This window comes from Mycobacterium sp. MYCO198283, from assembly GCF_021213805.1.
Classification (GTDB): domain Bacteria; phylum Actinomycetota; class Actinomycetes; order Mycobacteriales; family Mycobacteriaceae; genus Mycobacterium.
The window spans coordinates 201,781-217,502 of the sequence record NZ_JAJQJI010000003.1 but is presented as its reverse complement, the minus strand read 5'-3'; the positions used below and the strand labels follow the sequence as shown (position 1 = coordinate 217,502).

At 68.8% G+C, this 15,722-nt stretch carries 17 protein-coding genes; 5 read left to right on the top strand and 12 right to left on the bottom strand.

Annotated elements, in window-relative coordinates; all coding sequences use genetic code 11:
• Positions 1-66: 66 nt before the first annotated feature.
• From LV457_RS07625 to LV457_RS07605, 5 genes are all read right to left on the bottom strand, one after another.
• Positions 67-1,455, bottom strand: a complete 1,389-nt coding sequence (locus LV457_RS07625) for an FAD-binding oxidoreductase (protein WP_232170183.1) — start codon at positions 1,453-1,455, stop codon at positions 67-69.
• 316 nt (positions 1,456-1,771) lie between these two features.
• Positions 1,772-2,614, bottom strand: a complete 843-nt coding sequence (locus LV457_RS07620; protein WP_232170182.1) for a siderophore-interacting protein — start codon at positions 2,612-2,614, stop codon at positions 1,772-1,774.
• A gap of 50 nt (positions 2,615-2,664) precedes the next feature.
• Positions 2,665-2,802, bottom strand: a complete 138-nt coding sequence (locus tag LV457_RS07615) for a hypothetical protein (RefSeq protein WP_374198759.1) — start codon at positions 2,800-2,802, stop codon at positions 2,665-2,667.
• Entirely contained in the window at positions 2,799-3,875 is a 1,077-nt protein-coding gene (locus tag LV457_RS20180; RefSeq protein WP_232170181.1) for an NAD-dependent epimerase/dehydratase family protein, read from the bottom strand. Before LV457_RS20180 ends, LV457_RS07615 begins: the two co-directional genes overlap by 4 nt.
• 147 nt (positions 3,876-4,022) lie before the next feature.
• The gene (locus LV457_RS07605) at positions 4,023-4,775 is read right to left on the bottom strand and encodes an SDR family oxidoreductase (protein ID WP_232170180.1); all 753 of its coding nucleotides are present in this window, start codon (positions 4,773-4,775) and stop codon (positions 4,023-4,025) included.
• A 93-nt stretch (positions 4,776-4,868) separates the two neighbouring features.
• Between LV457_RS07605 and LV457_RS07600 the strand changes: the two genes are divergently transcribed.
• Positions 4,869-5,573, top strand: a complete 705-nt coding sequence (locus LV457_RS07600) for a TetR/AcrR family transcriptional regulator (RefSeq protein WP_232170179.1) — start codon at positions 4,869-4,871, stop codon at positions 5,571-5,573.
• Between the two features lie 156 nt (positions 5,574-5,729).
• Here the strand turns inward: LV457_RS07600 and LV457_RS07595 are convergent, their stop codons facing one another.
• Positions 5,730-6,575, bottom strand: a complete 846-nt coding sequence (locus tag LV457_RS07595; protein WP_232170178.1) for a helix-turn-helix domain-containing protein — start codon at positions 6,573-6,575, stop codon at positions 5,730-5,732.
• A 284-nt stretch (positions 6,576-6,859) separates the two neighbouring features.
• Here LV457_RS07595 and LV457_RS07590 point away from each other — a divergent pair, with 284 nt between their 5' ends.
• A complete protein-coding gene (locus LV457_RS07590; protein WP_232170177.1) occupies positions 6,860-7,882 on the top strand; it encodes an alpha/beta hydrolase in 1,023 nt (340 codons plus the stop codon).
• Between the two features lie 242 nt (positions 7,883-8,124).
• On the opposite strand, the gene LV457_RS07585 is transcribed toward LV457_RS07590, so the two are convergent.
• The 5 genes from LV457_RS07585 to LV457_RS07565 form a co-directional block, all read right to left on the bottom strand.
• Positions 8,125-8,496, bottom strand: a complete 372-nt coding sequence (locus LV457_RS07585) for a hypothetical protein (RefSeq protein WP_232170176.1) — start codon at positions 8,494-8,496, stop codon at positions 8,125-8,127.
• 153 nt (positions 8,497-8,649) lie between these two features.
• A complete protein-coding gene (locus tag LV457_RS20175; protein WP_232170175.1) occupies positions 8,650-9,768 on the bottom strand; it encodes a GGDEF domain-containing protein in 1,119 nt (372 codons plus the stop codon).
• Positions 9,769-9,864: 96 nt separating this feature from the next.
• Positions 9,865-10,809 carry an ADP-ribosylglycohydrolase family protein gene (locus LV457_RS07575; protein WP_232170174.1) on the bottom strand — a complete coding sequence of 315 codons (945 nt, stop codon included), beginning with the start codon at positions 10,807-10,809 and terminating at the stop codon, positions 9,865-9,867.
• Complete coding sequence (locus tag LV457_RS07570) at positions 10,806-11,420, bottom strand: PaaI family thioesterase (protein WP_232170173.1); 615 nt, start codon at positions 11,418-11,420, stop codon at positions 10,806-10,808. Before LV457_RS07570 ends, LV457_RS07575 begins: the two co-directional genes overlap by 4 nt.
• On the bottom strand, positions 11,417-12,715 hold the full coding sequence (locus LV457_RS07565; RefSeq protein WP_232170172.1) for an adenylosuccinate synthase: 1,299 nt from the start codon (positions 12,713-12,715) through the stop codon (positions 11,417-11,419). The genes LV457_RS07570 and LV457_RS07565 overlap by 4 nt, the downstream gene beginning before the upstream one ends.
• A 73-nt stretch (positions 12,716-12,788) precedes the next feature.
• On the opposite strand from LV457_RS07565, the gene LV457_RS07560 reads away from it, so the two are divergent.
• The 3 genes from LV457_RS07560 (at position 12,789) to LV457_RS07550 (ending at position 15,227) form a co-directional block, all read left to right on the top strand.
• A complete protein-coding gene (locus tag LV457_RS07560; RefSeq protein WP_232170171.1) occupies positions 12,789-13,394 on the top strand; it encodes a hypothetical protein in 606 nt (201 codons plus the stop codon).
• 104 nt (positions 13,395-13,498) lie between these two features.
• The gene (locus LV457_RS07555) at positions 13,499-14,278 is read left to right on the top strand and encodes a site-2 protease family protein (protein WP_232170170.1); all 780 of its coding nucleotides are present in this window, start codon (positions 13,499-13,501) and stop codon (positions 14,276-14,278) included.
• A 55-nt stretch (positions 14,279-14,333) separates the two neighbouring features.
• Positions 14,334-15,227, top strand: a complete 894-nt coding sequence (locus LV457_RS07550; protein WP_232170169.1) for a cation diffusion facilitator family transporter — start codon at positions 14,334-14,336, stop codon at positions 15,225-15,227.
• Here LV457_RS07550 and LV457_RS07545 read toward each other — a convergent pair whose 3' ends face one another.
• A complete protein-coding gene (locus LV457_RS07545) occupies positions 15,228-15,644 on the bottom strand; it encodes a DUF3151 domain-containing protein (RefSeq protein ID WP_232170168.1) in 417 nt (138 codons plus the stop codon).
• Positions 15,645-15,722: the final 78 nt, after the last annotated feature.

Here is a 15,722-nt window from a genome sequence, read left to right as displayed (position 1 = left end):
CTCTCGGGCGTGTGGCGGAGTTCCTCGCAGTGTCTCGTTTGTATAGAAATGAGACACCCGCTGGAACTAGCTCCCAGGGATCAGTTCGAGGCGCCGCGCCAGATCGGACATGAAAACCCCATCTGGGTCCGCCTTGGCGCGGATGGCGCGCCAGTCATTGAGCCGGGGATACATCTGCGGGATGTGGTGTGCTCTGGTTCGGGAGTCCTTGGCAAAGTACAGTCGGCCCTTCATGTCGAGAACGTGTTCGTCTACCTCGTTGAGGAAGGGCCCGATGCCCGGTTTGATCGGGAAGTCGAGGCTGAGCATCAAACCCGGGTGTGGCCACGACAGCGGGGCTCGGTTGCCAGGACCCATGCGTTTGAAAACGTTGAGAAATGACTGATGCCCGGAGTGGGCGATGAGCTTGATGACCTCGCCGAGTTGCTGCTCAGCGCCGAAGGGGATTGAAAACTGATACTGCAGGAAGCCCGCTTTGCCGTAGGCCCGGTTCCATTCGCCGAGCAGATCCAGCGGGTGATAGAACTGCGTCAAATTCTGGATCGCCCCCCGACCTCGCTGGGGATACATGCGGTAGGCCACCTCCGCCATGACTCGCGAGGTGACGCCGTTGACCAGTCCGTTCGGAACGATGTCAGGCACCGTGAACAGTTGAGGTGCGTTGAACCGCAGAGGATCTCGACGGAGCTTAGGCGGGAGTTGATCAAGAGTGGCCAGCGATCCGCGGGTGAAGCCGGCCCGGCCCATTCGAGAACCGGTGGAGATGGTGTCGGGAACCGACATGGAGTAGTCGTAGCCCTGATCGGAGCCGCCGGTGAGCAGCTCCATCGTCTCATCGAGATTGCGGGTGCGGTCGTGGTCGGCGATGAAGTAGGCGGTTTCGGTGCGCTTCATGCGAACTCGGGCGCGCAGCACGACGCCGGTTAGGCCCATGCCTGCCACTGTCGCCCAGAACAACTCGGACTCGGGGCCGTCGGGGGTCAGTGTGGTGATGGAGCCGTCGGCTTTAAGCAGGTCCATCGACAGCACGTGGTTGCCGAAGCTGCCATGGGAGTGGTGATTCTTGCCGTGAATGTCGGCGGCGATCGCGCCGCCGACGGTGACTTGGCGGGTGCCGGGCAGGACCGGTACCCAAAGGCCGTGTGGCAGGACGTCACGCATCAACGTATCGAGGCTCACCCCAGCGTCCAGGTCCACGATTCCGGTGTCGGGGTCGATGTGATGGATCCGGTTCAGCGGGGTCATGTCGATGACCAGCCCGCCGCCGTTTTGCGCGGGGTCGCCGTAGCTGCGGCCCAAACCGCGCGCGATGACACCGCGCGGACCAGCCGACCGCACAGCTGCTGCGAGCACGTCGACGTCCGGTGTCGACAACACCTCTGCTCGGGAGTGGATGCGACGCCCCCAACCGCACAGCGTGCGGCTGGTCGTCTCGATCCGCGGTTCGTCAGCCACGGTGGACCCGCGGGTCGGTCAGCGTCGCTACAGCTGTGTGCCTGTGCTCGGTGACTTGGCGGGCGACGGCTCGGCGGATGTAGCCGGTGCCACCGATCAGCACGACTTTCATTCTTCTCTCCGTCCTCTCGCTTCGAAGGTGTTGTGGAAAGGACACTCCTGCAGAGCTTTTCGGCCGTGGGTGACCACTCGAATTGGGGTGAGTCGAAGGACGGCGCGGTCCTCGCCTGAGCCGGTGAAGGCGTCGGGATCGTTGCCGTAGTGGCGGGTGATGCGGGCGAAGAAGGCGAGGTCGGGGTCGGGTCAATTGTCGCGGTCAGTGGTTTTCGGCTGAAGCGAGGTCTTGTTTCCATTGCCGAAAGCCCTCTTCGGTCCGTCCACGGCGCCAGTACCCCGAGATCGAGGCGCTCTTGGCATCGACGCCGCGTTCCTTGAGGATGTAAGACCGCAGGTTGTGCATGACGGTCTGCGCTTCGCCGTGGATGAAGACCTGAGGCCGGCCGGGGAGCCAAGGTGCATTCCTGACGGCGGCCATCAGCGGAGCGTTGTCTCCTGCTTGACTTTCCGGCACCAGGTCGGCGCGTCCTCCGCGGTGGATCCACTGCACCTGCACGCCGTCGGGGGTCGGCAGCGGCAGTTCATCGTCGGGTCCGGTGACTTCGATGAATACCTGCCCGATGGCTGCTGCGGGCAGCGCGGCCACAGCTGCACTGATTGCCGGGATTGCGGATTCATCGCCGGCGAGCAGATGCCAGTCTGCGTTGGCATCGGGTGTGTAGCCGCCGCTGGGGCCCATCAGGTAGACGGGCTCGCCGGGGGTGGCTCGGCCCGCCCACGCACCCGCGACGCCGAGGTCGCCATGGGTGACGAAGTCGATGGCGATCTGTCGGTTCACTGGATCCGCGTACCGGACGGTGTAGGTGCGTATCACCGGCCGGTTCTCGGCCGGCAGTTCGGCGAAACTGTTCATCGTCAGCGGAAGCTGCAGCTCCGCCGTGTCGATGGCGGTTGGGAAGAAGAGGATCTTGACGTAAGCATCGGTGGCGTCGCTGGGGACGAAGGTGTCGAAACCGTCACCCCCCAGCACTATTCGAATCATGTGGGGGGTGAGCTTCTCGGTGCGTATCACCTCGAAGGCATGTACTGGTCGCTCGGTCAAATCGTCTCCAATCGTTGTAGGTTTCTCGCGCCGCCGTGAATGGGCAACGCCTACTGGGGCTCGGTTTGGCCCAGCTTCTCCAGATGGCTCCAGTAGTTCATCCCGACGCCGTAGACCGTGGCCGTACATTCGATCGGCGCCAACAGCTGCACGTCGGTCAACGCGACCGCGTCGCCGGTGATCGTCACGTCGCCGTGACCCGCCGTGACCGCAGGTCCCCAGTCACCGATCGTGCCCGATATCGGTGAGACGGTTCGACTATCGGTGTCGACGATGCCTCCATTCGGGGAAAACTCGTCGGTACCCATTGCGCTGCCCCTTCGTGGGGTCGGTCGCCATACGGCGCTGGGTCGCTGGCCCGTTCGGGTGCCGTCAGTCGAGCCGAATCTCCTTGGATCAACGCCAGCGGCAGCGAGTCGCTGCGCGGGCTCCAGCCCAGGATGGCTGCGAGGTCTATGTCGGAGGTCCGCAGGTCCAGTGCCAGGGTTGCGGCACCGGGGCCGAACGCGTCGACGGCCTCGGACATGGTGAGGCTGACAGGCGCACTCGACCCGGCGGCGATCGCCAGGGCGTGTGCGAGGTCGTAGCCCAGGACGCTTGCCCCGACGGCGTTGAAGGACATTCCGGGAGAAGCTTCTACCAAGGCGGCGACGTAGATGCGCGCGAGGTCGTCGACGTGGATGGTCGCGATGCGGTTCGATCCGTCGCGGATGTAGAACGCGGGATTGCCCGCTGCCACATGGCGTTGCAGGCTCTGGATGAAGACGCTCTCACCGCCTCTTCCGTAGACCAAGGGCGGGCGGATCACCATGGTGCGCACACCGCGGTCCGCGGCGGCCAGCACGTCCCGGTCGAGCGCCGCACGCCACGCCACCGCCGGGTTCGTGGTGTAGGGCGTCGCCGAGGTGATGAACGGATCGTTCGATGCGTCGAGTATCAGTAGGCCGCTGGTGAGCACGAAGGCTTTGTCGGTGCCGGCGTACGCGTCGAGGATCCCGTCAATGGCGGCGCGGTCAGCGGGGGTTCCGCCCTGGGGCCCGTTCACCGCGAGGTACACCGTGGCATCTGCTTGGCCGGCCTGCTCAAGGAGCAGGTCGACGTCCTCGACCGAGCCGTCGACGAAGCCGATCCGCGGGTCGATGATCTTCGCCTTGGACGCTTCGGACCTGGCCAGTACGACCGGCGTGTGTCCGTTGTCGGCGAGTTCGCGCGCGACGGCTCTGCCGATCTGGCCGGTGCCGCCAATCAGGAAGACCTTCATGTTCTCTCTGTTCCTGTCTGTTCGACACGTGAGGAAGGAATGGGGCATACACCGGATGAAACATCTTGTGCCGTTTCGGTTCTCGCTTGCGGACGCAAGCGACAGTCACCGGTCTCGCAGTCTGTTCGCTCTGGCGGGGGCGCGGGGTCAGCCTGGATAGTGGGCTTCGGCGCGGTCGCGGGTTTCGTACAGCTCCCAGTACAGAAGTGCGATGTCGTCCGGCTTGGCTGACGGGATGCCTTCGGGGCCGCCTTCGCCGATCCACACGGTCAGCGCTACGTGGGCTGCGTAGACGCCGCTGTCGGCCAGTTCCTGGTTCAGGTTGATGACCCAGTTGCGCAGCGCGGCGCCGGCGGCGTTGACATTGGCCAGCATCGGTACCGGATTCACCGAGCCTCCGCCGGTGGTGAACAGCAGGGTGCCCGCGCCGGCCTCCCGCATCGCCGGCAGCACCGCGCGTGCGGCGGCTACCGCGCCGTAGAAGATGTACTCGATTTGGGGCTGCAGATTCTCGACTGTCGCTTCGGTGGGGGTGGCGAGTGCGAAATCCCGGGTGGCCGGGGAGTACTCCAAGACATCGAGTGACCCGAAGTGTTCCTTGGCTGCGTGGAGGGCGGCGGTCAGCGACGGCCGGTCCAGTACGTTCGCGGGAAACGCCGCGGCGGTGACGCCTTCGGTCGCGAGCTGCCTTACGAGTGCGTCGAGCTTGTCCTTGGTGCGCGAGATCAGGGCGACGTCGAAGCCGCGGGTGCCAAAGGTGCGGGCGAGGGACAGGCCGATGCCGGGGCCGGCACCGACGAGGCGATGGTGGGCACAGTAGTGACTTCTTTCTGCTGGATGGGACAGGACAGAGCCGGAGCAGGTGAAAGCGAGCGACTTACGTCCCGGCGCATGTGTCACGACGCTATTGATAAGTGAAACGGCCTTTCCGTTTCCTACGCCCACTGTAACAGCGGAACTGGGTAGTGCATTCCACTTGTCTATGATCAGGTCATGACCAGTAGCGCAGCCTCCTCGGAACGCTTAGGCGAGACCGGACTGCGGGTGGACGCTGAACGCAACCGGGAACGCATCCTCGCTGCCGCCCGCCGCCTCTACGCCCGCGAGGGGCTTGGCGTGTCCATGGCCGCCATCGCCCGCGAGGCTGGCGTCGGCAAAGCCACCCTGTCCCGTCGCTTCGCCGATCCCAGCGAACTGATCAGCGCCGTCTTCGCCGACCGCATGGACGCCTACGCCGCCGCGGTTACCGCATCCCTCGCCGACCCAGACCCCTGGCACGGCTTCACCAGCTACATCTGGGCGGTGTGCGCCATGCAAGCCGCCGACCGAGGCTTCGCCGACGTCCTGACCATGGCCTTCCCCGCAGCCCGCATCATGGAGACCCGACGCGCCGAGGCCTACGAAAGCTTCCTCGAAGTCATCACCCGAGCCAAAGCAACCGGGCACCTACGCGACGACTTCACCAGCGAGGACCTCATCGTCCTGCTCATGGCCAACGCCGGGGTCATCAACGCCGCAGGCGACGACGCCCCCGACGCCTGGCGCCGCCTCGTCGCGCACATGCTGCGCTCCTACGCCGCCCCCGACGCCCCCCTGCCTCCACTCCCCGAAGCACCCACCCCGGCAGCGCTGCACCGCGCCATGATCCGCCTCAACCGCGCAGATCCCTTTGACCTTGATCGGAAGCAACCAAAGTGAGCGGAAGACCGTGACGCAGTGGATGTGACAACGACTGCGTTGCACGCAAGCCGGAACCGCCACCACGCCGACATCCCTGCGGGCGAACGAGCGGAGCCGCGACAGAAACTGAGCCGTCACAGTTCTCTAGACTCGAGACGGCGGAGGCGCCGCGGGTCAGGGTTTGGACGTTAGGGTTCGAAGCTTTTCGCGGGTGCCATCGTCTGCGGCCGACCACAAGGCCAGGCGTTGGCTCGGAGCGGCGATATCGCGGAACATGCTCCAGTCGAAGGTTATTTCGCCGAGGTCTGGATGACAGATCGACTTGCAGCCAAAGCTGGGTTGAGAGACATGTCTGTCGGCCCACCAGGTGGTGAAGTCATCCTCGTACTGGGATAGCTCAATGCGCAGTGCCAGTAGCTCGGGATCGTCAGGGTGAGCGGTGGCTTCCATCCGCAGCACCGCCACACACGTGCGGGCCACCGCCTCCCAGTCGGGGAACAATGTGCGCATTTCCGGGACGGTGAACACAAGCCGCGCATAATTGGCCTCCCGCGGCGCCATGGTGGCCAGGGCGGGCAGAACGGCGGCCATGGGGGCGTTCCACGCGAGCATCGACAGGTGCCGGCCTAAGACCATCGCCGGGGTGGTGCTCAACTGATCAAGCAGGCGCCGGATCTGGGATGCTACCCCCGCCGACGCCGGTGGGCGCCACGGGGTGGTGCGTATCCCGGCTTGATGCGCGAGGCCCTGGACGTAGGCGCGCTGATCGCCGGTGAGGTGGAGCGCATCGGCGATCGCTTCGAGAACGGGCAGCGAGGGAGCCATGCGGCCCTGTTCGATCCGCGCGTAGTAGTTCGTGCTAATCGATACCTGGTCGGCAATCTCTTCGCGGCGCAGACCACTGACACGACGACGCGCAGCTACGGCGGCGGTGAGGCCCGCCTGCTCAGGGCTTATCCGGGCACGTTGAACCTGGAGGAACTGGCCCAGCTCCTTCAGGTAGACGTTCTTGGGGTTCATCCTCGCGCGATTCTCTCAGGCTGCGACAGCACCGTTGAGCACCCAGCAACGCGACCTTAGCGGGAGTGGAACTTGTCACCCGAGCCTGGCTTCACGGACCGGGGTAGCAATTCCTCCCATGGTAGAGCCAGCCAACTCGCGGCAAGCTCGATGGAAATTGCTGTCGGCGCCCCGCACGCAGCTCACCTGCCCGAAACGGGCTTGCGCACGGAAACTCCCACGCAACCGATTCCATCGCAGCCCCGTACCCGACGTGACCGTCGACGACGAAAAGAAGGATGGCTATGGCTTCCGCGGTGTCGCGGCGGGCGCTGCTCATCGGGGTAGCGGGCACGCTCGTCGCAGCGCAGCCCGCACCGCCCGTAAAGAACACGGATTCCCCGGTGGAGCCCAACAAAGAGAGGATGACCATGACCAAAGAGGTGACTTTCGATCGCGACGGCATGGTCCTGGCTGGCACGCTGTTCACCCCGACTGATTTCGATGAGAGCGCGAAGTACAGAGCGCTCATCGTGCAGGGGTCGCTGACGTCGGTGAAGGAGCAGATGCCGTACACCTATGCGGCCAGATTCGCCGAGCAGGGCTTCGTGGCGCTGGCGTTCGACTACAGCCATTACGGCAAGAGCGAAGGGCAACCCCGCCAATTGGAGTCGCCGCCAGAGAAGCTCGCCGACCTCCAGGCCGCGGTGACCTACCTGCAGGGGCTTCCCTTCGTCCAGGCGGTGGGCATGGTGGGGATCTGCACCTCCGGCGGCAACGCCGCCTATCTGGCCGCTCAAGACTCACGCGTGCAGGCTGTGGCGACGGTCGCCGGTATGTTCCCTGGCCCCGACTTGGCGGAGCAGTTGAACGGCGGGCCGGAGGGACTGCAGAAGCGCCGCGATGAGGGTGCTGCCGCGCTACGGGAGTTCCAGGACAACGGCATCCAGCGGACCATCCCGTGCTACAGCGAAACCGATCCGACCGCCCTGAACTACCGGGACACCCCCGGTGCCTATGATTACTACCTCAACCCAGAGCGCGGCGGAGTGCCTGAGTGGACCAACGAGTTCGCCGTTGCCTCCTTCGGCCCGTGGTTTGATTTCGATCCCGTCAGCCAGGCCGGCCGCATAACCACACCCACGATGGTCGTGCACTCAGACGGGTGCGCCTTCCCCGACCGAGCCAAGGCTTTCTACGCCGCTCTGCAAGGGCCGAAAGAACTCGTGTGGGCCGACGGCACACATTTCGACTACTACGACTCGCCGGCGCAGATCAACAACGCGGTCGCCAACGTGACCAGATTTCTCAAGAAGCACATGAACTGAATTTCAGGCCCGGCTGCGAGTCAGGATGTGATCAGTCTGAGTTCTCTAGAAAACGAGACAGCACCGGTCGAACGTTGCCCGGGTCTAGGAAATGGACGGGTTCGTGAGACAGCGGCCAGAGCCGGAAACCTACACGGGTACGGCGGAGTCGACGCGCTCCGAGGACGTCATCTCGTGGAACCCACCTCTCTGGTCGTCATCGGTGACCCGATGGTCGTGCCCGGTGACCCGGCTGAGCCCGGTCACAGCGGGATCCAGATGCCGAGGAACCAGAAGCCCCACCCGGCGCCGTTGCCGGCGGGCACGGGGATGACCCGTTGGCCGTTCCAGTTGAAGGGCTGGTGGTCGGAGCGGGCTTGGTCGACGCCGCGCGCCTGCCAGTCGTCGGGGCCGCGGCCGGGTCCATTCTCGGGTCCGATGTCGGGTCCGCGCCCGTCGTTGCGCCCGGACTGGCCGGGGCCGCCGGGGTGGGCTGGGCCGCAGGCAGGGGTGTTCGGGGCTCCGCACGGTTCCCCCGGTGCGGCGGCGGCGGCGCCCAGTCCGACGCCGAACAGTCCCGCGGCGCCGATGCCGGTCGCGAGTGTGGATGCGTAGATGGCGCGGGTGATGTTCATCGGTTAGCTCCTCGTCTTCGGTGGTGCGGCATGTCGCCGTACCGCTGCGGCTTCGACGGTAGGAACCGACTGTGGGTGCTTCCCGTGCGACGGCTGTGCGCTGCCTGTGGGATGGTCACCACCTGCCGCGCTGCGCGACGCCCGTCGGCTGACTCAGCGGTCGGACGGATCCTCGTCGAGGCTCGTCAGCGGCGGCGAGAGCCGCAGGTGGAACTGGTCGCCGCCGCCGCGGCGGGCGTCGTACATCGCCGTCGTCGCGATGGTCAGCAGCTCCTCCAGCACCTCGAACGGCGGCTGGCCCTCCAGCTGGCGCAGCGGGGTGGTCACCAGCCCGATGCTCGCGGTGAAGCGGAAGGGCGCCGCCGCGACGGCGCCCCGGATCCGCTCACCCAGCGGCGTCGGATCCGGGTTGTCGAACAGCTCGGCGAGGAAGTACTCGGCGTCGCCGACATGGGCGATGATCGCGTCCCGGCGGACGACCTCGCGCAGGCAGCGGGCAACGGCGACCCGGGCCCGATCGGCGCCCGCCGCCCCCGTCATCGCGGTGTGCAGCGAGAAACCGTCGACGGTCAGCACGGCGATGACCAGCGTGCGGTCGTCGCCGCGGGTGCGGGCGCCGATCAGCGCGGCCACCCGATTGGTGAACGCATCGCGGGTGAGCAGCCCGGTGAGCGGCTCCAGGTCGGCGTGCTCCACCTCCGCGGTCAGCATGCGCACCGCCAGCCGGCACGCGAACGTCACGAAGAAGTTGATCATCGCCGCGAGCAGGATGGCGCAGGCCGCGAGCGCGACGTGGATCTCGGCCAGCGGTCGCGCCAGCGCGGCCAGCGTCACCACCAGCGCGACCCAGACCACGGCCACCATCCGCGACGAATGGAACAGCGTCGCGAACGCCGACAGCATGGCGAAGGTGCCGGCGCCGACCAGCCCGAGCACGGGATAGGCGTTGATCAGGCATGCCACGCACGTCGCGGCCGCGCCGAGCGCGACGCAGAGCTGCGACACCGCGCGCCGGGGCCAGGACGGCCGCAGCCACACCGCCGCCATCGCGGTGCACCCGAGCGCGATGGCCGCCGCGAGCAGCCGGGCGCCGGTGGACTGCGGCCCGAGTGGCGTCGCCGCCAGCAGCAGCGGGATCAACCCCAGCGCGAAGACGCTCACCGCCACCGCGCGTGACACCCGGGTCTGCAGATCGCGCGCCGCCAGATAGGACGTCAGCCAGTAGTAGTGGTCGGCCGTCGCCGGATCACCGGTCCTCCACCCCACCGTCACCGCCGATTCCGTCCACCGTCGCCGCGGCTCGTCCTGTTACCCGCCGATCACCTTAGAGCGGCGGCGCGATCGGCACCAGCAAACCGCATTCGCCAGTCATGGGCGCGGCGCGAGCAGATCGGCCAGCAACGGGTCGACGAGTTCGCGGCCGCGCAGCCCGTCGCGCCACCGCGCCGGGATGCCGGTCCGGCCGTAAGCGATGCCGGCGATACCGCCCGCGACCGCCGCGGTGGTGTCGGTGTCGTCGCCCAGCGCGATCGCCGCCTTGACGACGCTCTCGTAGTCGCTGCCCGCCGCCACACACTGGCGCGCCGAGCGCAGGCAGTCGACGACGTAGCCGGAGCCCCGCCCGCGCGGTTCGTCGGGCGCGACATGGGTGTCGAGTTCGCGCGACGCCTCGCTGTCCGCTGAGACGATGCGCCGCAGCGTAGCCAGCGCGTCGAGGTACGGCTCGTCCCCGGCGTCTTCTCCGCTGCCGGCCAGCATCCGGCGCGCCCACAGGCAGTAGACGGCGCAACACAGCTGCGAGCGCAGGTGGCCGTGCGTCACCCGGGACTGCGCCATGGCGTCGGCGGCCAGTGCCGCGTCGTCGCCGGTGTGCCACAGCGCCAGGGGCAGCACCCGCATCAGCGAGCCGTTGCCGTTGGCGCGCTCCTCGGCCGGGCCTGCCGTCGCGGCCGGGACGCCGGAGCGCAGCGCGGACATCGCGCGATCGGTCTGGATGCCGACGTCGTAGACGTGCTGGTCGACCGCCAGATAGCCGTCGTCGCGCCAGGCCAGCAGCCGGCGACCGAAGTCGTCGAGGTCCAGCCGGCGGCAGTGCAGCAGCGATGCGAGCAGGCACAGCGCCTGCGCGCCGTCGTCGGACCAGGTGCCCGGCGGGATGCCGGCGTGCGCGCGGCGGAAGCCGGCCGGCGGCTCGAAGTCGATGTCGGCGGCCGCCGGGATCTCGGCGGCGGCGTGGAACTCGTAGGGCACGCCGAGGGCGTCGCCGACGAGCAGGCCGATCAGACCGCCGGCAATCCGATCCTCGCGGGTCACGGCTGGCCCGCGAGCAGCTGCACCATGAGCCCGTGTGCCTCGGCGCACAGGTTGCCGTCCGGGTCGCGCAGCTCGGCCCGCACGAATCCCTTACGGCCCTCGGCGTTCTCGAGCCAGCCGGCGATCCGAAGCGGCGTGTCGATCGGCGTGACCCGGCGGTAGTCGACGTGCAGGAACGCGGTGCGGCTGATCGGCCGGCCGGTCGCGTGGATGACCATCCCGAACACCGAGTCGAACATCAGCGGCAGCACCCCGCCGTGCACCGCGTAGTTGCCGCCGACGTGGAACCGGCTGAACTGCACGGTGATCTCGACGCGCTCGGCGTCGTAGCGGCGCATCACATAGGGCGGCATCAGCAGGCTGCCCGCGCCGGGCAGGTCGGGCACCCGGTTCGCCGGGCCCTGCCCTTCCGGCGCCTCGTGCGGGTCGAGCAACTCCACGAGCTTCGCCGCCTGGTCGGCCGCCTCGTCCCAGGTCGCCGGATCGGGGTCGGCGGACACCGCGAGGTCCTGCAGCCGACGCATCGCGGCGAGGAACCGGCCGAAGCCCGGCCCCGGCTCGGCGGGCTCGAAAACCGGGAAGCCGCCCCGTGATTCGCTCGTCGCACTCATGACCGCGGCGCCAGGACGTCACGGCGCACGATGGTCTGGTCGCGGCCCGGCCCCACCCCGATGCACGAGACCTGGGCGCCGGCGAGCTCCTCCAGCCGCAGCACGTAGTCGCGGGCCTTGGCGGGCAGGTCGTCGAACTCCCGGGCGCCGGAGATGTCCTCCCACCAGCCCGGCAGCTCCTCGTACACCGGCTCGGCGAGCGCGATGTCGCTTTGCGTCATCGGCATCTCGTCGATCCGCTCGCCGCGCACCCGGTAGCCGACGCACACCGGCACGGTCGGCAGGCTCGACAGCACGTCGAGCTTGGTGAGGAAGTAGTCGGTGATGCCGTTGACCCGGGTGGCGTACCGGGCGATCACCGCGTCGAACCAGCCGCAGCGGCGCCGCCGGCCCGTCGTCACGCCGATCTCACCGCCCGTCTTGGCGAGGTACTCGCCGTGGGAGTCGAAGAGCTCCGTGGGGAACGGCCCCGACCCGACGCGGGTGGTGTACGCCTTGAGGATCCCCAGCACGGTGGTGATGCGGGTCGGCCCGATCCCCGACCCCACCGCGGCGCCGCCTGCGGTCGGATTGGACGACGTCACAAAGGGATACGTGCCGTGGTCGACGTCGAGCAGGGTGCCCTGCGACCCCTCGAGCAGCACCGTCTCGCCGCGTTCCAGCGCGTTGCCCAGCAGCAGCCGGGTGTCGGCGATGCGGTGGCGGAAGCCCTGCGCCTGGTTCAGCAGCGTGTCGACCACCTCGGCGGCGTCCAGGGCCCGGCGGTTGTAGATCTTCACCAGCACCTGGTTCTTGAATTCCAGTGCGGCCTCGATCTTCTCGGCGAGCGCGACCTCGTCGAGCACGTCGGCGACCCGGATGCCGATGCGCGCGATCTTGTCCTGGTAGCACGGGCCGATGCCGCGGCCGGTGGTGCCGATCTTCTTGCTGCCCGCGTAGCGCTCGACGACCTTGTCGATCGCCACGTGGTACGGCATCAGCAGGTGGGCGTCGGCGGAGATCAGCAGCCGGTGGGTGTCGACCCCGCGGTCCTGCAGCCCCTGCAACTCGGTGAGCAGCACGCCGGGGTCGACGACGACGCCGTTGCCGATCACGTTGGTGACGCCGGGGGTGAGGATGCCGGACGGGATCAGGTGCAACGCGAAGTTCTCGCCGCTGGGCAGCACCACCGTGTGGCCGGCGTTGTTGCCGCCCTGGTAGCGGACCACCCAGTCGACGCGCCCACCGAGCAGGTCGGTGGCCTTGCCCTTTCCTTCGTCGCCCCACTGGGCGCCGATCAGGACGATTGCCGGCATCTGCGTTTCTCCTGCTCATGGGATGGAGAGCCGGTGGTCAACCCTAGCCCAGCTGGTCATACCCTCACACACCGTGACATCGGATGCCGTGGTGCTGCGGTTCGGGGAGCACCGCGTGCCCCGCCCGCTGCGGCGGTTGGCGATCGCCGACATCGCGGAGCCGGGCGACGTCGACCCGCTGCTGGGGCGGCACCGGCGGCTCGTCGTGCTCGGCGACGACGCCGAGCTGGCCGTCGTGCTCACCCGGCTGCTGCGCCTGGAGCGGCTCGACGTCGAGGTCGGGCACGCCCGCGGCCGGTTCGCGGCCCGGCGGGCGGCGTTCGGCACGGCGCGGCGGGTGCCGCTGATCCGCGACGAAACGGGCACCGTGCTGGTCGGCGAGGCGTCGTGGCGCGGCTCGCCGGCCGGATCGCCGCTGGTCGGCGAGGCGATCGTCGACGACACCGTGCTGTTCGACGGCGACGCGCCCGGCGTGCGCATCGAGCCCATCGACACGCCGCCCGGTCTGCGGGCCGCCGTGCTGTCGGCGCGCGGGCGGCCGCTGCGCTGGGTCACCGGCCGGGCCGCCCAGCTCGGCACCCTCGGCGCCGAGGTGGTGCGCGACGGCGTGCCCGCCGGCCGGCCGGTGCGCCGCTCCACCTTCTACCGGCACGTCACCGGCTGGCTGCGGGTCGGCTGATGTCCGCGAACTCGCATTCCCGGTCGTGATTTCGGCGCGCGAGCGACCGGGAGTTCGGTTTCGCGGGGAGGAAGGCGGGCTCTCGCGCCGGTAGGTTCGGGCGGATGAGCATCAGGCCGCTGCGCGAGTCGGTCCGCCCGAGCCCCGTCTTCGTCGCGATCGTCGGGATCACCGCGCTGGGCGGCGGGCTGGCGTGGACGGCCGGCGACGACGACGGCTTCCTGGCCCACGTCGGGGTGTTCGTGTTCGTCATCGCGGGCTGGCTGGTGTCGCTGTGCCTGCACGAGTTCGGCCACGCCGTCACCGCCTGGCGGTTCGGCGACCGGGACGTGGCGGTGCGCGGCTACCTGTCGCTCAACCCGCTGCGCTACACCGATCCGATGTTGTCGATCGCGCTGCCGGCGCTGTTCATCGCGCTCGGCGGCATCGGCCTGCCCGGCGGTGCGGTGTACCTGCAGACGTCGTGGATGACGGCCGCCCGCCGCACGGTGGTGTCGCTCGCCGGGCCGCTGGCCAACGTCGTGCTCGCGGTGCTGCTGCTCGCCACCGCCCGGCTGCTGGCCGCGCCGGGGCACCTGACGTTCTGGGCGGCCGTCGCGTTCCTGGCGTTCCTGCAGGTGACGGCCGTGGTGCTGAACCTGCTGCCGGTGCCGGGGCTCGACGGCTACGGCGCCCTCGAACCGCACCTGTCGCCGCAGACCCAGCGCAGCCTGCAGCCCGTCAAGGCCTGGGGCGTCCTCGTGATCTTCGTGCTGCTGTTCGTGCCGGCGCTCAACCAGGCGTTCTTCTCGGCGGTGTACGGGCTGGTCGAGCTGTCGGGTGTCCCGCGGGCGCTCGCCTGGTACGGCGGCGGGCTGACGAGGTTCTGGTCGGGCTGGCTCTGAGAGCTCTCGCGCCGAACCCTTGCGACACATGCGCAGACCCGCATAGATTCGTCACATGGGCGCCGGACACCAGCACGGCCACACCGACGCGCGGGTGAGCCGGCTGCTCGCCGGCGCCGCGATCCTCACGGTGTTCTTCGTCGTCGAGCTCGTCACCGCGCTGCGCATCGACTCGATCGCGCTGCTCGCCGACGCCGGCCACATGCTCACCGACCTCGTCGCGATGTTCATGGGTGTGGTCGCCGTGCTGCTCGCGAGCCACGGCGGCGCGTCGCCGGCGCGCACCTACGGCTGGCACCGCGCGGAGGTGTTCGCCGCGGTCGCCAATGCGGCACTGCTCTTGGGCGTCGCCGGCTTCGTGCTCTACGAGGCGGTGCATCGGCTCGGCGGGGCACCCGAGATCCCCGGCGTGCCGCTGGTCGTCGTCGCGCTGGCCGGCATGGTGGCCAACGCCGCGGTGATGCTGCTGCTGCGGTCGTCGTCGCAACAGAGCCTCGCGGTGCGCGGCGCCTACACCGAGGTCGTCGCCGACACCGTCGGCAGCATCGGCGTGCTGATCGCCGGCATCGTCACCGTCACCACCGGCTGGCCCTACGCCGACGTGGTCGTCGCGGTGTTCGTCGCGCTGTGGGTGCTGCCGCGCGCGCTGTCGCTGGCGCGGGCGGCGCTGCGGATCCTGTCCGAGACGTCACCGAAGCACATCGACGTCGACGAGCTGCGCGGCGCGCTGGCCGCCGTCGACGGCGTCACCGACGTTCACGACCTGCACGTGTGGACGCTGGTCCCCGGCAAGGACATGGCCACCGCCCACCTGACCAGCTGCGACGACGCCGCCCGGGTGCTCGACGACGCCCGCGCCGTCATGGCCGCCCGCGGGCTCGACCACGCGACCGTGCAGGTGGAGCCGCCGGAGAACGCCGAGGACTGCCGCAAGCACACCGACTGGTGACTAGCCGACGCCGAGCTCGCCGCGCGCCTGCGGGTCGCAGTCGTCGAGCAGGTCCAGGCAGCGCTGGTACTCGTCGTCCTCGCCGATGTGCTGCGCCGCCCGCGCCAGCGCCGCCACGCAACGCAGGAAGCCGCGGTTCGGTTCATGGCGGTAGGGCACCGGGCCGAAGCCCTTCCAGCCGTTGCGCCGCAGCTGGTCCAGCCCCCGGTGATAGCCGGTGCGGGCGTAGGCGTAGGCGGTGATCACCGCGCCGTCGGCGAGCGCGGCCTCGGCGAGCGCGGCCCACGCGATCGAGGCGGTCGGATGGTCGGCGGCCACCTGGGCCGGGTCGGCGCCGGCGAGCAGCTCGGATTCGGCGTCGTCGTCGCCGGGCAGCAGGACCGGGTCGGGACCGAGGAGATCACCCATGCGCGTCATGGCCCCATTGTGGCCGCACGGCCCGGCGCGCTCCGCACCACCCGTCACCCGCAGTGGATAAGCTCACCGCAGAGTTCG

Excerpts from the sequence above, each read along its gene's own strand:
- LV457_RS20180 (WP_232170181.1), bottom strand. The coding sequence starts at position 3,875 with ATGAAGGTCTTCCTGATTGGCGGCACCGGCCAGATCGGCAGAGCCGTC.
- LV457_RS07600 (WP_232170179.1), top strand. The coding sequence starts at position 4,869 with ATGACCAGTAGCGCAGCCTCCTCGGAACGCTTAGGCGAGACCGGACTG.
- LV457_RS07595 (WP_232170178.1), bottom strand. The coding sequence starts at position 6,575 with ATGAACCCCAAGAACGTCTACCTGAAGGAGCTGGGCCAGTTCCTCCAG.
- LV457_RS07590 (WP_232170177.1), top strand. The coding sequence starts at position 6,860 with ATGGCTTCCGCGGTGTCGCGGCGGGCGCTGCTCATCGGGGTAGCGGGC.
- LV457_RS07585 (WP_232170176.1), bottom strand. The coding sequence starts at position 8,496 with ATGAACATCACCCGCGCCATCTACGCATCCACACTCGCGACCGGCATC.
- LV457_RS07570 (WP_232170173.1), bottom strand. The coding sequence starts at position 11,420 with ATGAGTGCGACGAGCGAATCACGGGGCGGCTTCCCGGTTTTCGAGCCC.
- LV457_RS07565 (WP_232170172.1), bottom strand. The coding sequence starts at position 12,715 with ATGCCGGCAATCGTCCTGATCGGCGCCCAGTGGGGCGACGAAGGAAAG.
- LV457_RS07555 (WP_232170170.1), top strand. The coding sequence starts at position 13,499 with ATGAGCATCAGGCCGCTGCGCGAGTCGGTCCGCCCGAGCCCCGTCTTC.
- LV457_RS07550 (WP_232170169.1), top strand. The coding sequence starts at position 14,334 with ATGGGCGCCGGACACCAGCACGGCCACACCGACGCGCGGGTGAGCCGG.
- LV457_RS07545 (WP_232170168.1), bottom strand. The coding sequence starts at position 15,644 with ATGACGCGCATGGGTGATCTCCTCGGTCCCGACCCGGTCCTGCTGCCC.